This window comes from Aequorivita sp. CRS11 (genome assembly GCF_059693805.1).
Genome location: NZ_JCATIG010000004.1, coordinates 201,647 through 224,892, shown reverse-complemented (window position 1 = coordinate 224,892; position 23,246 = coordinate 201,647). Strand labels below are relative to the sequence as shown.

Genomic DNA, 23,246 nt, shown 5'->3' with positions numbered 1-23,246 from the left:
ATTTAGTTGATATTTTTTATTTCCACGCAGGAGAAATCCCATAAGAATATGAAGCAAATGCCATGATTGAATTTAACGAAGGCAGCCATACGTATTACGTTTACATCATTACTAATAAATACCGTTCCACCTATTATATTGGGATGACCAATAATCTTGGAAAACGATTGCGGCAACACCAAGAAAATATTGAAAAAGGGATTAAAACGTTTGCATCCAGATATCAAATACAGCATTTGGTTTATTATGAAGCGTTTTCTTGGGTGCAGCTAGCCATTGCCAGGGAAAAGGAACTCAAGGGCTGGCGCAGGGATAAGAAATTAGCTTTGATTCGCTCATTTAACGAAACTTTTGAGTTTTTGGAGGATCGGTTTTTGGGCAATTAACTTGTCATTTCGACTAACGGGAGATACCGAAGTTTCAACGGAGTTAAATCGCATAAGAGTTAACTTTCCGGCTGTTAAATATAATTTGGCTGTTTAGCTGGATGCGATTCCTCCTGCGTCGGAATGGCAAAACGACGTTCATTGACATAAGACCTTTAACTTAAACGACCAAACCACAAAGGAAAACCGACCTTTTGGTTTTTGTTGCGATGGTAATCAGTTGTGGTTTGATTAAAGATTAGGATTCACGATATTTTCATTGTTTTCATTATTTCTTATTTGTTAGTTGTGGTTTGATTAAAGATTAGGATTCACGATATTTTATAGAGTTATTTCCTGTGCTGGTTCGCGGTTGTGGTTTGATTAAAGATTAGGATTCACGATATTAATAAAAAACGCAGCTCGCACCCCCGTGTAGTTGTGGTTTGATTAAAGATTAGGATTCACGATATTGCATATAGTAATAATAATGTTATAAAGTTGTGGTTTGATTAAAGATTAGGATTCACGATATTCTGGCTGTACATAGGCATCGCCATCAGGCAGTTGTGGTTTGATTAAAGATTAGGATTCACGATATTCTTTTTATAGATGAAATATAACCTTCGCTAGTTGTGGTTTGATTAAAGATTAGGATTCACGATATTAAAAACAAATTTCAGAAAAACAATATCAAAGTTGTGGTTTGATTAAAGATTAGGATTCACGATATTTGGTAAGTCAACCCCAAACGATTCGTCATGTTGTGGTTTGATTAAAGATTAGGATTCACGATATTTTCATCTGAAAACTGCAAAGCAACTACATAGTTGTGGTTTGATTAAAGATTAGGATTCACGATATTTGGAAGGGTCGACTTCATTCCCTAAATCAAGTTGTGGTTTGATTAAAGATTAGGATTCACGATATTGACCTTGTTTGGAAAATGAGTTATGCAGCAGTTGTGGTTTGATTAAAGATTAGGATTCACGATATTAGCTGGACCAGGTTGATGTGGTGATCTACAGTTGTGGTTTGATTAAAGATTAGGATTCACGATATTGGATATCCATCAGGATTCACAAAGCCAATAGTTGTGGTTTGATTAAAGATTAGGATTCACGATATTTTTTAAACTCGCAAAATTGTTTTTCGTAAGTTGTGGTTTGATTAAAGATTAGGATTCACGATATTTGACATTAGAATCAAAAGAAGATGCTTTAAGTTGTGGTTTGATTAAAGATTAGGATTCACGATATTGATATTATTATAATTAAACTATGAAACAAAGTTGTGGTTTGATTAAAGATTAGGATTCACGATATTAGTTGCGCTGTTAGCTTCTAATTATCAAAATATTATCATAGAATATCGCGAATTAAAATGCCCCTTTGTTGTAATGATAAGGCAAGATTGGGACATTTTTTTGTTTTAAAACAACTCCAATTGTGCGGGTGGCGGCTCTTTGGGCACTTCAGCCTTGCCCCAAAAGTTCATTATATTTCCAAACTGTTTATCGGTAATCCGCAAAATACTCACTTTGCCCAATGGCGGCAATAATCTGTAAACCCTTTTTTCATGTACATCTGCGCTTTCGCTGCTGGCACAGTGTCTAATATAAACGGAATATTGCATCATGGTATAACCGTCCTTGATGAGGTTTTTTCTAAAAAGTCCCGCATTGCGCCGATCTTTTTTCGTTTCCGTTGGTAGGTCAAAAAATACAAATAGCCACATAATACGATACCCGTTTAGTTCCATAATCTTGGATAGCTGATTTTCTTTGCCGTTCCATTGTAACATTGTTGTAGAGAACTAGCGGTTCGCGAAAGAGCAACTATTAATGGGCTTTTGGAGGTTTTGAAATATACGGTTTCGGTGAGTACGGAGAGCAATGCCAGTTTAATCTCCGTAGTGAGCTCATTTTCCTTATAATCGTTCATTATTTGCAATACTTTGTCATCTACCAAGGGTCGATAGGGTTCCATAATATCATCTGCTAAACAGAAGGCATTGTATTTATTGTGGTGGTGTATGCCCAAGGTGCAAAGCAGTCCGCTTGCCGCAAGCGATCTGGCCACGGCCGCCCTTAAAATTATGTAGCCATAATTGAGAAATGGATTAGGATAGCCGCCATAACGCTCCCTTTTAAAATCGAAGTCGAAGAGATGTTTCCAATAGTGTGCGGCCGCAGCGCCTTCGCGGTTATCGGTGTCGCCGCTCAAAACTTTTGATTCGTGGAATTTCAGTACCTCATAAGGTTTGCCCATTTTTTCCAAATATTGGGCTTGGTGCTTTATTTTCTTTTTTATGATTTGGCGCCACAGCTGTTTCTTTAAGGGCTCAGAAGCTTTTATTTGGTTGCTGAAAAGTTCCTGTTGGGTGTGGTGACCGTTCAGGTTTAAAAGCATGCTGGAGGGCATGTGCTTGGCATCGCAGAAAATTACGGCCACATTGTTGTCTATGAGTTTGTTCAATGCGGGAATGGAAATGTAGATTTCCTGATTTTCAATCACGATAAACCCGATGTCCTCAATGGGGACGGTTTTTTCTCCCGATTCGGTTTTGACCACCAATTGTTCCCATTTGGTGGTAATGGACGTTTTGTTTGTAAAGAAGAGGGTTCGTTTTAACATTGCCAAAAGGTTAGAATGGCTCAAATTAAGTATCATTTAAAGCACTTTATTACGGAAAACCGTAAGGAAAGCTAAAATCTATAGGTTAACTTAGTGTTTTAATAATTTAAATTTAGTATTATGGCAGTAAAACACACACCTACGGGCGAAGTTCACAGTGGTTCTAAAGGAGGATACACTGGTTGTGGAACAAGCACTAATGCTCATCCGGACCATTGGGTAAACACATCGCAGAGTATTACTTGCGACAAGAATGGTTGCAAGTAAATTTAAATTTGTAATCTTGGGAGTTTGGGATGCAATCTTAAGACCTCAAACTCCCATTTTAATTGATTTATCTTCTAATGTTGATAGCACCGTCCCGACGCATTTTTTGTCATGCGCTTACACCGCTTTCCCGCCTTGGTCTTTCCGGTGCATTGGGTGGCGGTAGATTTTTGGGAAACGGTTTCTTGGGATTTGGTGTTTTGTTCTGATTGAGATACCAAACTTTGTATCTTCTCTGGATTTGAACCAGGTTTGCAGACCGTACAGGCTTGGTAACCAAGATTTATAGCTTGCTCCAAAGTGATTTCTTTTTTGGAGTGTTTAAGATAGCGGCAATTTGCCGTATGGTATTTCTCGCCTGTTTTGGTGGTATAAACTGTTTGGGCGGGACTGTTTTGGGCGCAGCCTAAGCAAACAAGGAATATGAGGAGTTGGAGAAATTTCATTGTTTTATTTTTTTCTTTTTATAATCCCGCCATTCCCAAGGTGGAATTGCGTTTGCTTCTTGCCAAAGGCCAATTTTATTTTTCCGCGCCATATCTTCTATTTTTTGAAGTTCTATATCCTTTGAATATTTCGTATAATGCCAGGCTAAGCCATTAATCAACAGTTGATTGTTTAAATTTAAGGAATCATTATAGAATACAATGGCAATACTGCGCCTATACCTATCTTTTTTTAGCACATCTATGCATACTGTTTTGCCAAAAATGGCCTTGGAAGTAAAATCCTTGGCCTTCTGGGAAAATGGCTGCTTTTTTTCAGGACAGTCTATATTTGCTAAACGTACTTTGACTATTGTTGAATCCTGGGTTAGGAGTTTAAAGGTGTCGCCATCCATTATCCCAATTACTTTGCCTGTTAAGGTTTGGGCATAAAAGGTTATAGTATATAGGAGGAATGGTAAAAGTAAAATTATATTTCTGATAAAATTTTATTTTATTGGTTGGAAAAATTCTTTTATTACGGGCTCTATATTTGAAGGTAAATCTGTTTTTTTCACCTTATATTTTTTTATTCCCATTTCTTTAAACCAATTTTCCCAAAAACTTTTAATAACGTCAGTTTCATAAGGATTTTTATCATTTTCACTATTAATCCCAAGTACTAAAACTTCTAAATTATTGAGGTTAGTATTTGCAGGAATAAAACCAATATTTTTTTGAATCATAACGTCTTCCCATTTGCTATTAGTAAGATTGAACTCCTTAATCGTTCTTGGTAGTAAATAATTCTTCTTTGCTCCCTCGTCCCTTAAATTATTTTGATAGTACATATAACCATCAGTAAGGATTACTACAAAATCTCTATAACATTCCTCTATTGATTGATCATTAATATCATCTTTAAAAAAACTCCAAGTATCAGAGCCAGGATAATTTTGGAATTTATTATAATCTTTCTTTGCAAGATCATAAATTTTACTAGGCAATGTCTTATAAAGTAACTCTGTTTTAGGAATTACTTCATTTTTTGAGACACCTTTTTCATATGATATTCTTAATTGCTCCGAATAGTTATTTATTTCTGAATTATTTGGGATAGGATGAAATAGCACTTGTATCTTATCTTTTAAGAGCCCAAGTTTTTTTGTTTTAATATGCTCATTAAAAGTATTAGCTATCGTATAAATATATGACGAATCTCTCTGTTGTTGATTTTCTTTTGAGATTCTACTGGAAAGATCGATTAAAATAGTAACATTATAGTTATTCTCTTTTCTTTCCATTAAATAATCTGGACAATTTGCCGAATCAACTTTTATTGTGTTTTTTAATAGAGTGGAATCAGACTTTTTTTCATTTTTGTCATTTGCGCAAGAGATATAAAAAAGAATAGTTAAGGCTAAATAAATTTTTTTCATAATTAGAGAACTTTAGTAAAAATTGTATTTTGAAAATTATCTTCAACTCCTTCGTTTTTTAAATGTTTAGCATACACATTGTGTGCTTCGTTAATCATTTTATCATTTTCATCTTTTGAAACCCTAATGTGCTCCGCTATATAAGTTACCCAGCCCTGGACATATTCTGATGCATAAAGTTTATATTCTTTAGATGGAATCACAATTCCATCTAAAATGGACTGCAACTCATTTATTCTATTCTTTGCTGCTTGAATCTCTGATTTAAAATTTCTTATTACATCCTTGAGTTCTATAATTTTCGCTTCAGTAGTTTGAATATCATTTTGACAGTCCTGAATCTTACTTTGGCGCTTTCTTATTTCAATCTTAATTTTATCTTTATGTTTATGCTCTTCCATTACGAAATCAAAAATGAACCCCCAAATGATATATGCTACGAAACCTAAAAATATTATAAGCCAAAACTCTTGACTTTCCATAGCTTCTTTAAAGCCGTAGACAGCATTTTCATCTACGACATTTAGTTCCCATAATTTCTTTTCAATAAAGAATGCCAAAAGAATATCAAACAATAAGGTTATTACAATTACACCTGTGAGTTTTAAATATGCAACCCAGTTTTTCTTTTGATAGAACATGTGGATTAAATACCCTAAACCAATAAAGATAAAAGGCGCAAAAGTTACAGTGGCAGCTGCTTGTATGCCTGTTTCCCAGGCTCTTTCAATTGCGTCAGGCATATACCATCTCTGGTCATTATACGTGAAAACCTTTTCCATTGCAGAATAAACAACGGAGGCATAAAATGTAAAAAGATAGAGGGTTATAGGTATTAAAACAATTAATCCTATCCAGAATTTTGTACTTGCTCCTTTTCGAACATCATCAACATATAAATGTGGGTTCTGGGGGATGTCCACGATTTCGCTTTTTAGATTTTTTAATTTCTCGTTTATCGAAATTATTTCTTCCTCTTTATGTTTTATATTATCATTAGTATTTTCAATCGCTACTTCTAAGCCTTTAATTTCTGAAATTTTACATTCCTTTTCCTCATTGTAAGGTTTTTTATTTTCTCTTTGCCGCTGTTCGTTTTCTTTTTCTTCATTTTGAAATTTAGCATATATGGCGTCAAGACAGATAGCAAGAGATTGAGGGTGGCCATTGTTAGCTTTGCTACCTTGTTTTCCAGCTTCATGATATGTTTCTCGTCTTTCTTCTGGATTAATTTGATTAAAACTTTCTCTTGTATTTTTTTGGTTTGGTTTGAGTTGTATAAGATTTCGTAGGCTCATATCTTAAGAGTTTAGCAGGTTAATTATTTCCTTTTTCGACTTACCTTCTTCTACTGCACTCAATAAAAATTGAGCAAGCTCGTTTACGTTTTCGTCTAAAAAACCGAAATTCAATATAAATTTTTTCAATGCATTTTCTTCATCGGGGACAACTTTCCCATCTGCCCAACTCATCACACAGAAATCTATTAAATAGCTTAGTTTTTCATCTATGCTCATAGGAACAATTGCAATTGTTTTTCCTGGATTTAATAACAATTCATTTAATTTATCTTTATTCACGCCTCTTTCATCTGCAAATTCATATAACATTTTCATTTCTAGTGAACTGAAATTGCCATCGGAAAGAGCAATTTTATATAGATTTAAAAGGTGACTTTTCAATTCTGTAGGTATATCTATTTTTTCCATGATTGATAATTTGGTTAGAGTATTTTGTCACGGGTATACTTTTTGTTTGTCTTTTGGATAGTTCTATTCTCTTCTTTTTTATGTCTGTTTAATTCTAAAGCTTCTATTAAAAATAATGCTGCACAAATAATATCAATAGGTACCCATATTTCTTTGTTATGGAAGAAAATTGGAAATACAGGGTTGAATAATATAGTCATCAAAACAAATATCACAGCCCAATATGTAGTTTTTATATTTTCAACGGCTATAAATAAAGCCCCGATAGAAATGACGATTCTTAAAATTGTAAAATATCCTATGGGCAAATTAAATATTGCAAGAAATAAAAGTCCAGCACAGATTATTGAGAAAATTCTATTGCTTTTTTTAAGAAGTATGACATTCATTTGAGCAAGTTTTACATCCATTGGATTTTGAATATGTTTTCTTCGCCTCTTTTACGGCATCGGTACAATTCGAAAATCTTCCCAGATACAATCTATTTTCCGTATTTGGCAAATACTCGCAATCACTTGTATGCACTTCATGATCGCCATTAGGCTGGGCTTTTTTGTTTACATAATACGTTTCCATAATTTTTAAAGTTTGCAAATTCATTCAAACCTAAAACAATTGAAAAAGAAAGTTTTACGGAAAACCGTAAAGTCAATAATTTTTTAAAATAAATCCACTCAGTTCTTTTTCTGGAATTACTTTATGTTTTTTGGTTATAACTATTTTTTCGTTCCCCAAATCAATTATCTGGAAATGAGGATTGCAATTGTTAACTCTGTAATTCAACGCCCGCAGTCCGGCTTTTAAACCTTCTTCCTTTGTTTGAATATAGATATAGTTTGAGCAGGACAACTTAAAGAGACACTTTCTCCGTTTGTGTTGTGGAATAATAAACCAATAACATTTAATGGAGAGTAATAAAATGTGCCTGATCATTTTTTGAAAACTAACATATTGCTCAACACGGTAAACCCAGGTTTTGCGCCAAAACCAAAACAACCTGCATCCGTTGGAACTGTATTTGTCACAGTTTCCAATTGTAGATACGTCCAACCTTCTTCAGCTTGTTGGTTTATAATTTTTTCCAATTGCATAGACACGTGGTGTGGTGACCCAGTTTTGTGATCTACGTGTGCGGTAAAAGGGATAACTTTGTATTCCATCATTTAAATATTTGTAGTTTTTCCAAACTTACTTTACCGAAATAAAAATCCCTTACGGTTTTCCGTAAGGGATAAAAAATAACCTATATATTCTCCCTACCCATATATATTAGGCTATTATTAGGTCAAAGGTATGGAAGGGGGTAGAGGGTGTTTTACGGAAATCCGTAACCTATTAAAAAAATGGAGAATCTTATTTCCTATCAAGACAAAATAAACGAGCATTAAAAAAACTTCATAAATCGGAAACACTCTCCCCCTTTAAAGAGCCTGTCCCGAGCTTGACGAGGGAGGGCGAGGGGGATGTTATAATCCAGATGGCGTTCTCTGAGCGAAGTCAAAGTGAACACCGTCCTGAGTGGAGGAGAAGGCAAAAGCGGTCAACCTATGTCAAGGACATAAATATACACGATTCACGTCTCACGTCTCACGATTCACGTCTCACGTCACCTACTTAAATTAACCCGATATCCTTTACTATAGCCACCAATTGGGTGGTATTCCGGGCCTTAAAATGATCGCAAAGCTTACTGATCTTTTTTTCGATGGAACTTACGCTGGCAGGCTGGATATTGTTTTTTGTAAAATTGAAGCTGATTTCTTTTTGTATAAAGCCCTGCGAGAGTAGCTTTAGAATTTCGATGTCGTAGTCGCTAATTTCAATCGCCATCTTTTTTTGAATGGCATTAGCTACTTGGGGGGAGAGATATTGTTTCCCTCCATACACATCCTCTATGGCCTGGGCCAATTGTTTTAGGCCATACCGTCCTTTACAAACATAGGCATCGGCATTGCACTGCAGTACAATGTTTCGTACTTTTTGCAGGTTGTCCTCTACGGAATAGGCAATTATCTTTAAGTCTGAGTGTTTTTCCTTTAATTCCCGTATCAACATCTCGCCAGAAGGATACTTTTGGCTACGATGGTCCGCAACAAAAGAGAGATCTGTAATTAATAGGTCAAAAGGTTCGTTGTCCAATATCGCCTTTTCAATTTGCAGAAACGCATCATCGCAATATGCAACTTGCGTAATGTGTTCTATTTTCATTCCGTGCAAGACAGAAACGACCCCTTCGTTGATACACTCCAGGTCATCTGACACCAATACTTTTTTAAACATACTCATATACTTATTTTTGAACGAAATCCATTTCCAGGTTCAGATTCAAAAATAATGGTTCCCTTAATTGCTTGAATACGGTTTTCCGCATTTTGGAGGCCATTTTTATTTTTGAGGGTACAACCTTGTCCATTATCGCTGTATTCAATGATAATATTTTTGCCCCTTTGATGAAAAGTTAGCAATACCGCAGATGCCTTGCTATATTTTTTCATGTTAGTCATTAATTCGCGTAGCACTTTATAAACTGTTTCTTTTTTAATTTTTGAAATAATTTCCCAGTCGAGGGTAGCTAAGTTACGGGTAGAAATTGCCGTGGTATCAGATTGATAGGTTAACAAGAGTTCGTTAAGCTGTTCATTGAAATCGCCACCTATTTCAAAGGCACTGTTTTCTTTTGAGATGTCGCGAGTTTTGTTGTAAATATTTTCAAGATCATCTAGCAAGGCTTCTTCATCCTTATATTTCCTTTGCATTTTAGTCATTAGCTGGTATATATCGTTTGCTACGTCGTCGTGAACTTTTTTGGAAATACGCGCCTCGGTTTTGTGCACCTGTAAAAGTTTTTCCCGTTTATGACGTTCGCGCAAATATATATAGATGATAATAGCTACCAATGCTACCCCTATCACCAATAACAGATAGAATGTTTTTTGTGATTTTTCCTTTTCCCTCCCAAGCTCCGCTTCTGCGGTTTTTTTCTTCTCCTTTTCTACATTGTATCTTATAAAGGCATATTTATTTTGTGCTAACTGCCTTTCCTTCTCCAAACTATCGCGAATGGTTTTATAAGTTACTATTTTGGGATTATCGTTCATTATTACAAAAAGGGAAAGCGCATCTTCTAAATATGAAATGCTGTTTAGGGTTTTAGCCACGGTGTAGGCTTTGTTGGCATATTTTAAGGCATTGGACTTATCATTTCTATCAATGTAATACTCGGCAAAATCGTGATAACTGGAATACATTCCCGGTAGATAATTTAATCTCTTCCGAATTAAAAGAGCCTTTTTAAGATTGGAAAGTGCTTCCGGATCATTTAATTGAGTCTGAATGTATCCTAGATTATTCAATACCATTGCATAGGCTTTTTCATTTTTTTGAATATTCCTTTTCTGTAGTGCAATCATCAATTCTTCATATGCCTTGCTATAGTTGCCGGCATCTTTATAGATTGTGGCTTTGTTATTTAGAACGGTAATACTATCAGATTGGGTATGTGAATATTTTAAAGTATTGTTGTACGCGGAAAGTGCTTTTGAATAATTGTAAGTGCTACGGTAAATTTTTCCTAATTGATTGTAAAGGCCTTTTCTCGCTTCTATCAATGTATCACTTTGTAAAGAAGCGTCAATTAAACGTAAGGCTTCTACAACAGTTTGTTCACTTTCATTACTTTCTCCGAGATGAAGTTGGCCAATGGCAACCATTCTTAAATCCACTATGGCGTCGTATATTTCATTGTCCTGTAAATGCTTATTTTTTTGTGAGTTATAAAATTGAATGGCACTGGGAATATCCTTACTATTTATTGGATTAATAATATTATCATAATAGAAGGCAGTACTATCTTTAGAATTTTGTGCTTTTAATGGGGGGTATATCAATCCCATTATAAAACCAAAGAGGAATAAAAACTGATGTGCTTTCATTCCTCTAAAGTACTAACAATTTTATAGAAAATTATCCTCCGTTGCCTCCATATGGTGGTGGTGGCGGTGGTGGTAAATCCCCATCATCGCCACAACAGGCTTGGGTATTCTTAACTTCCTCAGACATTGCTTGTGGGGTACAGGAATAGAGACCCAAATTGAGGAAAACCGTAAGTAAAACTAAAATTATTTTTTTCATTTTGTTATGATTAAAAGTTGATACTAGTGTGGCCGTCCGGGTACTTGCCCAGATTGTTTTACAGCGACACGATAAGGGAAAGGCCAGGCCTTTCATTCTTGAGAAGTGTGGAGTGCAGAAGCAATGCAAGAGGTTACTTCTCAAAATGGCCAGTTACATTACACTGCAGCTCCAGTAGTAGTATTGAAATGTTTTGTAAACCCTGTTACACCCAGGGCGGCATTTCAATACTGAAGCAAATGAAGAAAGAATGGTTTGGAAAGCTTGGAAAGTGGGTGGAAAGGTTTTGGAAAGGTTTTGGAAAATAATTTCCCAATTGTTTCCACGCAATTTTTTGTAGTTTTAATCGGTTCAAATACAAGTATTATGCATAAAAAATTACTATTGGATGCTTTTGAAAAAGCTCGAAATGAATTGGAAAAAGAAGGGGTTTCCTCTCCATCAAAGACACGATGTGCGGAGGAGTTGTCCGTTATAGTTTCCAAAACATTTAGCTATAGTGAGAGAAGCTTACGTGATTTTTATAATAATGCCATTAAGCCTGAGTGCGAAGAAGTCAATATCCCTCAAGAGGAGGTTGTAATGGCACTCTCTAATTATTTGGACTATGCCAATTTTATGGAGTATTTAGATAAAAATCCAATTAATAAAGAAAAAGGAACACCTGTAATATCACCTACTAACAACTTCTGGAGCTCAATGGGATTTTTAAATAAAAATAAAATAACACTGATTGTTATATTTCTTTTGATTGTATGCATAGGAGGTTATTTCTATATCACTAGACAACGTTGGATGGAGTGGCAGAACACCCGTTATGTTGAGGTTTCTTTCGATTCCCAAAAACTGAATGAGGGTATTTTGAAATTTTATAAAAAAGAGCGCATTGAAAGCTTTAAAAGAATTATTGCTAATTGTAGTACCCAATATTTCCGAAAGGATGGAGAGGTTCAAATATGGTATGGAAAAAATAGGGAGGGTATATTGCAATATTTCACTAGTTATGGGTTACATCCCGAAACGGGTAAAACTCTTAAGCCTATTACAGGGTATATGATAAGGAAACATATTTGTCCTTAAATTCCATTAATGAGTAGATACCATAGATGTTGTGAATCTGTGAATTTGTGAATCTGTGAGTTCGTGAATATGTGTCTTTTGCAATTCTATTTCCGGCGCAAAAACACCCCCCTAGTCCTCTCTCGATAAGCTCGGGACAGGCTCTTTAAAGGGGGGATATACATTTCTATATTGTATTGGTAAAAAGGATTTTTGCTTGTTCTTCCAATAAATTCATTCTCTACCCTTTCCTTTCCTTCGACTCCGCTCAGGGTAAACTAGCTAAGTGCTGCTTGAGATAGTGCCATTAAAGTACGCGCGAGGATGTGCAGAAATGTGCAAAAAGTGTTGGTCTGTGTTTTAGGATGTTGGTCTTAAGGTTGTTGGGGTTAAGTTTGGCTTATTGTTTAACCTTAAAACTAATTTACAATGGCAAAGCAAAAAGGAATTATCAAGTTGAAAGGTACCATGGGAGATGTTACCTATTACAGAACCGCAGACGGGTATATGGCCCGGGAAAAAGGTGGGATTGAAAAGAACAGGATTATGAACGACCCAGCTTTTAAGAGAACACGGGAAAACGGGCAGGAGTTTGGAACCGCAGGGAAGGGCGGGCAATTGATCCGTAAGTCGCAACGGTTGTTATTGCGTCAAATAAGCGACAATCGAGTGACTGGCCGTTTGGTGCAGGCACTGATGCGCATTATAAAAAGTGATGGTGTGAATGAACGTGGTTTGCGTACCGTTCAGGATGGGGATATGAGCCAATTGAAGGGGTTTGAGTTTAACCAAAAGGGAAAACTGACTACCGTATTCTTTACTGGTTTTACCCCAACTTTTGATCGGCCTTCGGGGGCTTATGATGTGGATGTTGCAGAATTTGTGCCCAATGATGCGATAGATGCCCCTCGTGGTACTACCCACATACAGCTATCGGCAGGAGTGAGTAGTTTGAATTTTACGGCACGTTCGTTTGAGGAGGGGCATATTCTTTCGCCAGTAATGCCTTATGACAACCAGACACAGGCGGCCTTTACCCTTAGTGCGACCATTGGGGCAGCGAGTACACTACCGGTGATTGGGGTGGTGGGAGTAAGTTTCTTTCAGGAAGTGAACGGGCAGATGTATCCCTTACGTAATGGGGTGTTCAATGCACTTTCTATAGTGACCGTTGACCAACCGTAACCTTAAAAGCCTTAGCGATGGACTTGTTTTTATTTAGGACACATTTTAAGGCGGGGACAAATGGGATGCTGTTTCACAAGCAGCATTTCATTTGCTTCTGTGTTGAATTGCCTTGGCGTTGCAATGTAGCAGATATCTCCTGTATTCCTGATGGGGTCTATGAGTTAGAGTGCTGCTATTCCCTTGAATTTGGACATCATATACGGATTTTAAATGTGCCGGACAGGTGTGGGATTTTATTTAGATCTATGCCAAATCTGGGAGAAGTTTCACCTGGAACTATAGTACCTGTAGTGAGACTAGAAGGAATTAGTAAAGGAAGCGGTTCAAAGGAGGCGCTGCACAGATTGTTGATGCGGATGGAAGCGGGAAGGAGTAATGGAAAATCTTTTTTCTTAACTATTGAATCGGTGCATGGTGGGAGGTGAGGTATCAGTTGTCTGTTTTCTGTTATCTGTTGTTTTGTTTGTTGTGGGTTGTCTGTTGTGGGTTGTCTGTTTGGCGGATGAGATTTTATTTGGACGGTTATCTTAATAAAATAGGATTATGGAAACTAGAAATAAAAAGGATGCAAAACTTAGGATGCTACGTAAGTTTCGCAAATTAGGATGGGCTCTAACTACTGTTGGCGGTGGAATAATAGGCCTTCCTGGTGGGGACTTATTGGAGCGACTGGCTGTTTACGCCATAGTGGCTGGTACCTTATTATCGGTGGGAACCCAAGCACTTATTAATGAGATGACAGATGAAAATGGAGGTTTTGGACCATTTATGAAACCTGGAAAACGTAGGCTCTTTACAAATGGGATGACTTAAAGTAATGATAGATTTAATTAATAAAATATAATACTATGGACAATTATAAATTGAGTATTTACGGAGGTACCGTATTTGGATTGGTTCCGAACCTACCGGTTGAGAACATTGTGGTCACGATCTATATGGCCATATTGGGAACGTTGACCAGTTTTTTGGTCACCGTACTTTTAAAATGGGTTGGGGGATTTGGGGAAAATAGGTGATGATGATGTTTTTTTAACAAAGGGGTTAAGAAGTTATTTTCTAATATTTCTCTTAGGAACGAATCGGTAAAGTCAGGCTTCAATTGCAAATAAGTAGAGTTTCGCTTTGCGGCTACAAATTTGAATGAAGGGTTGTGAAAAATTATAAATACTGTTAAGGTTATAGTTAGAAGACTAGTATTTTGAAATTTATTTTTAATTCGTTTCTTCGACAATGTTCTTTAAAATAAGGGTGTAAAGCGCTTAAATAAAGAAACTTTAAAAAATTTTAAGAAAATTTTGGCAATTTAAAATATTGCTATTATCTTGCCCTTAAGTTTAATTCTCTCCCCGATTATAAACTTGCCTGTTATCTGTGACCATAACTCATGTTATGGCTTAAAGTCGTGCAAGTTGATTAAAAGATTTTTTTTTTGTTTTTTGTCCTTTAAAGTTTTAAAGGGTGCATAATTTTTTAATGATAACCCAATTTTATGAAAAAAACCTTTCCACACCCAAGGATTTTCCTTGTATTGGCAGGAATATCCTTGCTTCTTACCAATCAATTTTATGCCCAGGACATCCTCTGGGAAAAATCGTATGGCGGCATACAATCGGAATACCTTTTTGATGCCCAGCCCACTGCCGACTATGGCTTTATCCTCGCGGGAAGCTCGCTTTCGGGCAAGTCCGGCAACAAAAAACAGGAAAATATAAAGGACCTTGACTATTGGGTCTGGAAGATGGACGAGAAGGGCGATATGGACTGGCAGAAGAACTTGGGAGGTACTGGAGCGGACCATCTCCAGAGCATAAAGGGAACGCTCGACGGTGGCTTTATCCTTGGGGGCACTTCCACTTCCCCAAAGGGCGCGGACAAAAAGGACGATAATTTTGGAAAGGAGGATCTTTGGATCATCAAATTGAACGCCAAGGGCGATGAGGAGTGGCAGAAGACCATTGGCGGTACGGGGCGGGATGTAATGAAGGAGATCCACCAGACCAGAGACGGCGGCTATATTATGGGTGGCTCCTCTGAGAGTATTGTTTCCGGGCTGAAGACCGAACTTTCCTATGGCAGCCTGGACTACTGGATCATCAAACTGGATGCTACCGGAAATATAGAATGGCAGAAGACTTTCGGGGGCAAGTTTATGGACCAATTAGAGAGCATCATATCCACCAAGGATGATGGTTACCTTATAGGGGGGTGGTCAAATTCCTTTAAGTCTGGGAACAAAAGTGAGGATGTCTATGGCGAAGGCGATTATTGGGTGCTGAAACTTGATAGGGACGGAACTATTGAATGGCAACGGGCACTTGGGGGTGAGCAGGACGACCACCTGTACACCCTTATCGAGCTGAAGGAGGGCGGCTATCTTGCTGGAGGAAATTCCAGCTCCAGTACCTCGGGCAACAAGAAGAAGTCCAATGGGCGTGGAACCGACTTCTGGCTGGTAAAGCTCAGCGAGGTCGGCGAGATTGACTGGCAGGAAACCTATGATTTTGGGAAGACCGATATGTTGATCTCCATTACCGAAAATGGTGACGGCACCCTGCTTTTGGGCGGACACGCCAAGACCGAGAACACGGGACTGGCACGGACAGACAAAAAGGGTATCGATGACTTTATCGCATTAAAGATAGGATCGGACGGTGAGGAAAAATGGCGGCAAACAGTTGGCAGCGCGGGTGAGGACAACCTTAAAAAATTGGTGGAGACCCGTGACGGGGGCTACCTGCTCGCCGGTACCACCAACGGCAAGGTGTCCCGTGACAGGAATAGCGGCCAGGGCCGCAGGGATTTTTGGGTGGTTAAGCTTAGGGACAAGGACAAGGAGGACGAGGATGGTAGGTATGTGGGCCTTGAGGCCTTCCCCAACCCGACCGAGAACTTTACCAATGTTATCGTTAACCACGAGTTTGAGAACGGCAATGCCAGCGTATATGACATCAGTGGCAAGCAGGTACAGTTCTTTGCCATAGAAAGCAGGACTGTGCCGATAGACCTACAGGGACTTCCCGTGGGGGTCTATATCGTGACCGTTAAGACAAATGTTTCCACCGAATCCGTTAAAATATTAAAGAGTAATTAAAATGAGAAGAATAAAATTTCTGGCAGTATTGATTTTAGGCTATGTGACAGCAAATGCCCAGCTTAACACCGAGAAGACATTTATTGATTGGAACAATGTCGAAATGCCCTCAACTCCAAATGCGGCAAGCTTGGGCACTTATGGGAATATCCCTGTTAATGCTGCCACGGGGGTCCCAAATATTAATATTCCTTTATATACATTAGAAGTAGATGGATTGAGTATCCCTATTTCACTATCCTATCATGCATCTGGAATACAGGTTAATGAATTGGCCACCGCGGTAGGGTTAAAGTGGACACTAAATGCAGGTGGTGGCATATTTAGGAGTGTTAGCAGCAAACCTGATGAAAATGGTTGGCTTGTCGGAGACGAAGGACCGATTTCAGACGATTTCTATGATGATTTTATTATCAATAATGAATTTATGCAAAGTTTTTTGACGGGAACCCCAAATAGTCCAGGTCTTGCAGAACTAAGAGACCACAATCCCGATCAATATAATTATAATTTTCTTGGCTATTCTGGAAAATTTATAACTGATTTTAATTCAGAGATAATTAAAAACCAAGCGGATAATATCATGGTTGATCCTAGTAGCTTAGACTCCCGAATAAATCCTGCGGCCGTGGACCAAATGGGCAATAAATACTTCTTTGGTTTGGATAAAGAGGTCAGCAACAAGAGTTTCAGTACCACCAGTGCTCGCACAGGTGGGGGTTTGATTGACTTTAACGGTTATTCGTACGATGATAATATTGTAACGGGATGGATGCTTGACTCAATAAGTACTAAAAACGCCAAAACCATTTTATTTAAATACGATCCCTATACTATTAATGAACATATACCGCATACCGTAGCCAATACCATAGCATATAGTGTACAGTGCGCCTTTGAAATTGATGAATATGCGGAGAAAACTTCTACAAGCGTCATTAATGATTATACGGTGCAGCTAATTACCGAAATAAGTAGTGAGAGCGTAAAGATATTTTTTGACTATGAGGACGATAATAACGCTTCATTATGGAAAAAGAAACTTACAAAAATAACCATACATGATAAGCATACGAATAGTTTTAAGGAGTTTCATTTTGAGTATGGATATTATGGTAATGACCCTAGGCTTAAACTAACAAGAGTATATGAAAAAAAAGGAACAGCAGAACTACCCGGATATACTTTTACATATATTGATGGACATCTTCCCGATAAATATGATTTTTCTCAAGACTTTTTTGGTTATTACAATGGTAAAAATAATAATTCCCTCGCACCCAAAGACCAGATTATTAAGAACGGTTTTTTTCAAGGTTCCAATGTTGAGCAATTTTATGATTCAAATACTGGTGACAGAAATCACGATTTCAATTATTTAAAGATTGGAGTACTTGAATCCATTAAATATCCAACAGGAGGTTCAACAAAATTCAGCTATCAGGCAAATGCGGTATACGATACCATTTTTCAAAAGGATAAATATTGCGGTGGATTGAGGGTAAGTAAAATCGAGGATAGGAATAACAATAATGACATTTTAAAGACTACAGTATATAACTACGAGGGATTGGAGGGGGACAGTTATGTAACCAACTTTGAAAATCTGCACACCCAAGTAGATTATTATGGATCTGGATACCAAAGAGTCAAAGATATTTTTCATTCTAGTTTTGTGGCCGAGCCAGATCTTGTTCAAAACGGGTATTTCTATAAAAAGGTTACTCAATCGGTAACAGAAAATGGAAAACTACAAAGTAAAGAAAGCCATTTTATCGAAAACTTAAGTTTTGGTACTAGAGGGTTTTTATTAAGTAAGGAAAAGGTTTTTTCGGGAAATGCATTAGCTAAAATTACGGAGTATGAATATGAGAGGTTTGGTGTGGGTAAATCAGTTTCTTGGAATATTCTTGGCCATTCCCTTTGTATAGCTTATGAAATAAGCTATTTTTCTGGCTATGGGCTGGGACGAAAACTTAAATATTCCGGCAACACAACCCATCTTCCCACCTTCATCGCCACAACAGACATATTAAAAAGGGTGTCAGTTAACGATACCGTGACCACCATCCAGGAGTTTGATTATGATGACGAGACCCTCTTAAAGGTTCAAGAGATCAGTGATACCCAAAGAACACGTGTGGAGGACTCAACTGGTGTCGTAAGCTATCCAGTCCGCAATCCCAATGGGGAACGTATCACCATAGACTACAAATATCCTTTTGTTCCCACGGACGAAGGTTTCGATCCCGAATTCCCAAAAGGCCTGATGATCAGAAAAGAGGTCACCAGCGACCGCCACGACGGAAAGATCTTTGGACAGGCCTACGAGTACGATGCTGTCGGGAATATTACCAAGACCTACCAATACAATAAAGGGGCCAAGACAAACAACAATCCACTTGACTATATCCCCCCGGACTATGAGTATATATCCTCCTTTACCTATAAGGACGGAAAGCCCGTACAGATGCGTCGGACGAACGGCCAGGAGGTTTCATATATATGGGGCTATAACGGCCAGTTTCCCGTTGCAAAGGTCGAGGGGGTAAAGCGATGGACCCTCGAGCAAATCAATGGTGGTCAATTGGTAAACAGTATTGAGTCCACAACCGATGAAGGTACACTGCGCAACCTTTTAACACAGCTCAGGGAGCACGCTAGTACGAGCAATGGGATGGTGACCACCTTTACCTATGAGCCCTTGAACGGGGTCAAGACCATTACCGACCCCAAAGGGGAAAAGCAGACCTTTGAATACGACAGTTTTGGCCGCTTAGTGCTGGTACGGGACAACGACAACAATATTCTTTCCGAAAACGAATACAACTATGGAAATTAACATCAGCCAACGGATGAAAATACCCGGACCATTTAGTTTGCGCCCCAGACTTGCGCTTGCCTTTATACTAATATCCTTGGGTTCTAACATAGGGATACTTGCGCAGGACCCGACCCACAACTATATTATGACCACCACTTATAAGGTAGCTAAGGACACAGTATTTCCACAGACCCCAGATGCGGATGAGGCGGTGGTGGTGCTGACCTATTTTGACGGGCTTGGCCGACCCAAACAACGGATCGACCATAAACAGTCGGGTGACGGGGATGACCTTGTAACCTCTTTTGCCTATGACGGTTTCGGAAGGCAGCCATTGGAGTTCCTTCCCTTCGACCGCGGGAGTGCGACCCTGAACTATATAGAGGATACGGGCAACGTGGAGTTGCTGGACTTTTATGCCGATCAGGAATATGGGGCCACTGGCAACCCCTGGAGCGAAAAGATATTTGAGGAATCCTTTCTGAACAGGGTGCTGGAGCAGGCCGCCCCCGGGAATAAATGGAAGAAGGAAGACGGCCACACCATCAAGTTTTCCTACGAGACCAACAGTAATAACGAGGTGCACTATTATACCGTGACCTTGAGCTCGAACGGTACGCCCTCGCTTCATTACCACCAAAAATACCCCAAGGGGCAATTGTACAAGACCGTAACCAAAACCGAAAACTGGCAACCGTCCGATGGGCACAAAGGGACCATAACGGAATACAAGGACAAGATGGGGCGCATCGTTCTCAAACGGGCCTACGAGACGCCGATTGAGGGCCTACTTACCGATCCACCCATGGCATTGGACACCTATTACATTTATGATGATTACGGCAACCTGACATTTGTACTCCCTCCCAAACTCTCGCACCAGATCCCCACCAACGGTTCTCTTTCCGGTCCATTGCTGGACGATCTGGCCTACCAATATAGGTACGATTACAGGAACCGGGTGATCGAGAAAAAGATACCGGGAAAAACCAAGGAGTATATGGTCTATGACAACCTGGACCGTATTATAGCAACAGGGCCCGCGCTCTCCCCTTTTGGCGATCAGGCCGAGGGGTGGCTGCACACAAAATACGATTTCCACGACCGCGTAGCCTACACCCTATGGAAACAGGGCACGGTAGATGGCGCCCAACGGGATGCCCTTGCAAATGCCCTGCCCACCTATATTTCTGAGTACCGCCTGTACGGCAGCAACACCAGTCAGGTGAACGGGGTCTCCTTTAGTTATTCCAACCAAGTAGCACCCACCTCGGGCTACCATGTGCTTACGGTAAATTATTACGACGACTATCAGTATTCCGGTGCGCCTACAACTATTCCCACCACGGTAGGCGAGGGCGATATTGATGTGCTCTATGACAATACAATAAGACCCAAGGGACTGCCGACGGGAAGTTGGACCAGACAGGTAGAATCCGCGCTACAGGCAAACGGAATTCTTTCCTATACGCTCTATGATAAAAAGTCCAATCCCGTGCGGGTAAAAAGTACGAACCCCGCAAGCGGCTATACCCAGACCGACACCAAGTTTGATTTTATCGGAAACCCGCAATATACCAAGACCCAGCACAAGAAGGATGCCTCGGGCTTCTTGGTGACCACCAAGGATGTGTTTACCTACACCGACCAGTCCAGGCCCCTGAAGCATACCCATAAGATCAACACGGGGGGCGAACAGTTATTGTCGCTCAATACCTATGATGAGCTTGGCCGTTTAAAGACCAAAAAGGTGGGCGGTACCGACGTTTCGGGGGCAACTGCCCTACAGTTTGTGGACTATAAGTATAATGTACGCGGCTGGCTGTCGGAAATAAACGATGTAGATAACCTTGGCCAGGCCTCATCGCCCTTGGACCTGTTTGGTTTTAAGATAAACTATACCGAAGTGGAGGATGACATTAATGGCACGGTAAGCCCACTCTACAACGGAAATATTGCGGAGACCTTTTGGCGTAGCAGCAGTGATAACATTAAACGCAAATATGGCTATAGCTACGACCACCAGAACCGTTTGATGGATGCCTATTATCAATTGCCCGGTACCTCCGTGCCAAGGACCGATTCCTATAGTGCCCACTACAGCTACGACCGCAACGGGAACATCCTGTCGCTCCAGCGCAATGGGGAGCAGGATCTGGCCAGCTCGGTCATAGAAATAGATGATCTGGACTATACCTATAACGACGGGAACCTGCTTGAGAAGGTCAATGACCTGGAGAACAATCCCGCAGGATTTGATATGAACGGTAAGGGGACCAATGTACAGTTTGGCTATGACGATTATGGGAATCTGGTTTCGGACCCCTATAAAGAAATTACTGATATAAGTTACAACCACTTGAACCTTCCCGTAAAGATAACATTTGGTGGTGGTGGAAAGATTGAATACTTTTATGATGCCACGGGCGTTAAATTAAAAAAGAAGGTGACGGACGGAACTACTATTACCACTACGAACTATATGGACGGTTTTCAATACACGAACGGCAAGCTCGACTTCTTCCCGCACGCCGAGGGGTACGCCAAGGCAATACCATCGGGGCTTGGTGGCGGTACCAGCTATACGTTCAAGTACGTGTTCAGTTATACCGACCATTTGGGGAACATACGGGTAAAGTTTGCACAGAACCCGGCCAATGGCAACCAGATAGAGATTCTGGAAGAGGACCATTACTATCCCTATGGGCTCAAGCACAACGGTTATAACGGCAACCATACCACTTGGGACGTTACCCCTGGGGGACAGATCACCCTAACGCCTGTGAACCCATTTCTTGGGGATACGTACAAGTACAAGTTCGGCGGGAAGGAGTACCAAGATGAGTTTGACATCAACACCTATGATTTTGGCGCGCGGAACTACGACCCCGCACTGGGCAGGTGGATGAACCTGGACCCGCTGGCAGAAACCATGACTAGGCATAGTGCCTATGGGTATGCATTTAATAATCCATTAAGTTTTGTAGATAAAGATGGGCTATATCCTGAGCCAATTCTAAGATATGACAAAGCTACAAATACTTACAGGTTTACACATGCTGCTTCTTTCCTTTTAAGTCTTGTTTCTGGAGTTGATAAAAGACAGATTCAAAATGCTGTGATACAACCACGTGGAATTGGTCAGTATAGACCATGGTATTCTGCAAACCAAGGTGGAGGCGCCATCACTTTGGGTACTCCACATTATTATACAATAACTTATACAGAAAATTGGTTTGAAGATGATAATAGTAAATACAATGGAAATGGATTTGGACAAGATATTAAGAGATGGTTGAGACTATCTTCACACGAAGTAGGACATATCCCTCAAATATATAGAGAAGGTGGACTCTGGTCTTACATTGGAGAATTTATTAGTCAATATAGTAGTGCGGGAAATCATGATGGAGCAGATTATGAAAAAGAAGCTGACACAGGTTCTCAAGTTTTTACAGATTTTAATAATTTCGTTAATGAAAATTTTGAAGAAAACGGTATCAGCAATTTATTTGAGAAGAATTCTGAGAATGTAATCACTAGAACAATTTCTAAATGGTGGGAAGCCTTTGAGGAAGAAAGAGGAGTAAAAGAAGAGAGAACAGAGAGTTTTCTTGAAGGAATTTCTACAAATTTAGATAATTATTCTCAAGGAACATATTTTTGGAATGGAGAAGAATGGACGAAAAAAAATTAGACTTATGAAAAAGATATTCATATTGTTGATTTCACTTTTTATAATTTCCTGTTCTGGAAATGGAATTTATTTTTCTATTGAAGAAAAAGCTATTATTTCTTGCCACGATTCTTTGCTTTCAAAGCTATCAATTGAAGGAATAAATGAAAATCATGACTATTTTAGAATCGTACTTAAAGAAGAGAGAAATGGAATAGGGGTATTAAAACTTCACCTAAATTCTATCAGTGATGAATTTGATATATATAATTCACTAGGCAAAAAAGTTGATAGATCTGAATACAAATTAAAACCTTCTTCAAAATATTTAATATCTCATTTTTCAAAAGGTGATGCAGCTGCGAGCGAAATAATTGTAACTACAGATAAAAATGGAAATATAGTTAATGCTGATAAACTAGACTGTAATTAA

At 39.0% G+C, this 23,246-nt stretch carries 25 protein-coding genes and 1 CRISPR repeat array; of the genes, 11 read left to right on the top strand and 14 right to left on the bottom strand.

From position 1 onward, the window contains the following. The first annotated feature begins 62 nt into the window (after window positions 1-62). Window positions 63-386, top strand: coding sequence for a GIY-YIG nuclease family protein (locus tag AC58DT_RS09675; protein ID WP_272856746.1), 324 nt, complete (start codon window positions 63-65; stop codon window positions 384-386). A 218-nt stretch (window positions 387-604) separates the two neighbouring features. After that, window positions 605-1,691: a CRISPR direct-repeat array (repeat unit 37 nt; unit sequence AGTTGTGGTTTGATTAAAGATTAGGATTCACGATATT). A 105-nt stretch (window positions 1,692-1,796) separates the two neighbouring features. Here the strand turns inward: AC58DT_RS09675 and cas2 are convergent. Continuing rightward, on the bottom strand, window positions 1,797-2,126 hold the full coding sequence (cas2, locus tag AC58DT_RS09670; protein ID WP_497216646.1) for a CRISPR-associated endonuclease Cas2: 330 nt from the start codon (window positions 2,124-2,126) through the stop codon (window positions 1,797-1,799). Continuing rightward, window positions 2,117-3,037 carry a type II CRISPR-associated endonuclease Cas1 gene (gene cas1 / locus AC58DT_RS09665; RefSeq protein ID WP_497216645.1) on the bottom strand — a complete coding sequence of 307 codons (921 nt, stop codon included), beginning with the start codon at window positions 3,035-3,037 and terminating at the stop codon, window positions 2,117-2,119. The genes cas2 and cas1 overlap by 10 nt, the downstream gene beginning before the upstream one ends. Window positions 3,038-3,121: 84 nt before the next feature. Between cas1 and AC58DT_RS09660 the strand changes: the two genes are divergently transcribed. After that, on the top strand, window positions 3,122-3,268 hold the full coding sequence (locus AC58DT_RS09660; protein ID WP_497216644.1) for a hypothetical protein: 147 nt from the start codon (window positions 3,122-3,124) through the stop codon (window positions 3,266-3,268). 74 nt (window positions 3,269-3,342) lie between these two features. Here the strand turns inward: AC58DT_RS09660 and AC58DT_RS09655 are convergent, their stop codons facing one another. The 12 genes from AC58DT_RS09655 to AC58DT_RS09600 form a co-directional block, all read right to left on the bottom strand. Then, window positions 3,343-3,714 carry a hypothetical protein gene (locus tag AC58DT_RS09655; protein WP_497216643.1) on the bottom strand — a complete coding sequence of 124 codons (372 nt, stop codon included), beginning with the start codon at window positions 3,712-3,714 and terminating at the stop codon, window positions 3,343-3,345. Continuing rightward, window positions 3,711-4,109: a thermonuclease family protein gene (locus AC58DT_RS09650; RefSeq protein ID WP_497216642.1), complete on the bottom strand. Its 399-nt coding sequence runs from the start codon at window positions 4,107-4,109 to the stop codon at window positions 3,711-3,713. The genes AC58DT_RS09655 and AC58DT_RS09650 overlap by 4 nt, the downstream gene beginning before the upstream one ends. Before the next feature lie 93 nt (window positions 4,110-4,202). Next, entirely contained in the window at window positions 4,203-5,132 is a 930-nt protein-coding gene (locus AC58DT_RS09645) for a hypothetical protein (RefSeq protein WP_497216641.1), read from the bottom strand. 2 nt (window positions 5,133-5,134) lie between these two features. Next, window positions 5,135-6,430 (bottom strand): beta-carotene 15,15'-monooxygenase, encoded by a 1,296-nt coding sequence (locus tag AC58DT_RS09640; protein WP_497216640.1) that lies wholly within the window; start codon window positions 6,428-6,430, stop codon window positions 5,135-5,137. 3 nt (window positions 6,431-6,433) lie between these two features. Next, window positions 6,434-6,841 carry a hypothetical protein gene (locus AC58DT_RS09635; protein ID WP_497216639.1) on the bottom strand — a complete coding sequence of 136 codons (408 nt, stop codon included), beginning with the start codon at window positions 6,839-6,841 and terminating at the stop codon, window positions 6,434-6,436. 14 nt (window positions 6,842-6,855) lie between these two features. Further along, window positions 6,856-7,251: a DUF6804 family protein gene (locus AC58DT_RS09630; RefSeq protein ID WP_497216638.1), complete on the bottom strand. Its 396-nt coding sequence runs from the start codon at window positions 7,249-7,251 to the stop codon at window positions 6,856-6,858. Beyond that, a complete protein-coding gene (locus tag AC58DT_RS09625; protein ID WP_497216637.1) occupies window positions 7,211-7,417 on the bottom strand; it encodes a hypothetical protein in 207 nt (68 codons plus the stop codon). The genes AC58DT_RS09630 and AC58DT_RS09625 overlap by 41 nt, the downstream gene beginning before the upstream one ends. A gap of 72 nt (window positions 7,418-7,489) precedes the next feature. Next, on the bottom strand, window positions 7,490-7,774 hold the full coding sequence (gene yidD, locus AC58DT_RS09620; protein ID WP_497216636.1) for a membrane protein insertion efficiency factor YidD: 285 nt from the start codon (window positions 7,772-7,774) through the stop codon (window positions 7,490-7,492). After that, window positions 7,771-8,004 carry a DUF4177 domain-containing protein gene (locus tag AC58DT_RS09615; RefSeq protein WP_497216635.1) on the bottom strand — a complete coding sequence of 78 codons (234 nt, stop codon included), beginning with the start codon at window positions 8,002-8,004 and terminating at the stop codon, window positions 7,771-7,773. Before AC58DT_RS09615 ends, yidD begins: the two co-directional genes overlap by 4 nt. A gap of 451 nt (window positions 8,005-8,455) precedes the next feature. Beyond that, complete coding sequence (locus AC58DT_RS09610) at window positions 8,456-9,121, bottom strand: response regulator (protein WP_497216634.1); 666 nt, start codon at window positions 9,119-9,121, stop codon at window positions 8,456-8,458. Between the two features lie 2 nt (window positions 9,122-9,123). Next, window positions 9,124-10,773: a tetratricopeptide repeat-containing sensor histidine kinase gene (locus tag AC58DT_RS09605; protein WP_497216633.1), complete on the bottom strand. Its 1,650-nt coding sequence runs from the start codon at window positions 10,771-10,773 to the stop codon at window positions 9,124-9,126. Window positions 10,774-10,804: 31 nt separating this feature from the next. Beyond that, complete coding sequence (locus AC58DT_RS09600; RefSeq protein ID WP_497216632.1) at window positions 10,805-10,972, bottom strand: hypothetical protein; 168 nt, start codon at window positions 10,970-10,972, stop codon at window positions 10,805-10,807. Between the two features lie 255 nt (window positions 10,973-11,227). On the opposite strand from AC58DT_RS09600, the gene AC58DT_RS09595 reads away from it, so the two are divergent. The 9 genes from AC58DT_RS09595 to AC58DT_RS09555 all read left to right on the top strand — a co-directional run bounded on the left by AC58DT_RS09595 (window position 11,228) and on the right by AC58DT_RS09555 (window position 23,246). Beyond that, window positions 11,228-12,052, top strand: a complete 825-nt coding sequence (locus AC58DT_RS09595; RefSeq protein WP_497216631.1) for a hypothetical protein — start codon at window positions 11,228-11,230, stop codon at window positions 12,050-12,052. Window positions 12,053-12,460: 408 nt separating this feature from the next. After that, complete coding sequence (locus AC58DT_RS09590) at window positions 12,461-13,216, top strand: hypothetical protein (protein ID WP_497216630.1); 756 nt, start codon at window positions 12,461-12,463, stop codon at window positions 13,214-13,216. Between the two features lie 17 nt (window positions 13,217-13,233). Next, complete coding sequence (locus AC58DT_RS09585; RefSeq protein WP_497216629.1) at window positions 13,234-13,644, top strand: DUF5675 family protein; 411 nt, start codon at window positions 13,234-13,236, stop codon at window positions 13,642-13,644. Between the two features lie 118 nt (window positions 13,645-13,762). Then, window positions 13,763-14,032 carry a hypothetical protein gene (locus AC58DT_RS09580; protein WP_497216628.1) on the top strand — a complete coding sequence of 90 codons (270 nt, stop codon included), beginning with the start codon at window positions 13,763-13,765 and terminating at the stop codon, window positions 14,030-14,032. Between the two features lie 35 nt (window positions 14,033-14,067). Beyond that, entirely contained in the window at window positions 14,068-14,238 is a 171-nt protein-coding gene (locus tag AC58DT_RS09575) for a hypothetical protein (RefSeq protein WP_497216627.1), read from the top strand. Between the two features lie 473 nt (window positions 14,239-14,711). After that, window positions 14,712-16,313 carry a T9SS type A sorting domain-containing protein gene (locus tag AC58DT_RS09570; RefSeq protein ID WP_497216626.1) on the top strand — a complete coding sequence of 534 codons (1,602 nt, stop codon included), beginning with the start codon at window positions 14,712-14,714 and terminating at the stop codon, window positions 16,311-16,313. A 1-nt stretch (window position 16,314) separates the two neighbouring features. Beyond that, entirely contained in the window at window positions 16,315-19,155 is a 2,841-nt protein-coding gene (locus AC58DT_RS09565; protein ID WP_497216625.1) for a hypothetical protein, read from the top strand. Continuing rightward, window positions 19,145-22,834, top strand: a complete 3,690-nt coding sequence (locus AC58DT_RS09560; RefSeq protein ID WP_497216624.1) for a DUF6443 domain-containing protein — start codon at window positions 19,145-19,147, stop codon at window positions 22,832-22,834. The genes AC58DT_RS09565 and AC58DT_RS09560 overlap by 11 nt, the downstream gene beginning before the upstream one ends. Before the next feature lie 4 nt (window positions 22,835-22,838). After that, entirely contained in the window at window positions 22,839-23,246 is a 408-nt protein-coding gene (locus AC58DT_RS09555) for a hypothetical protein (protein WP_497216623.1), read from the top strand.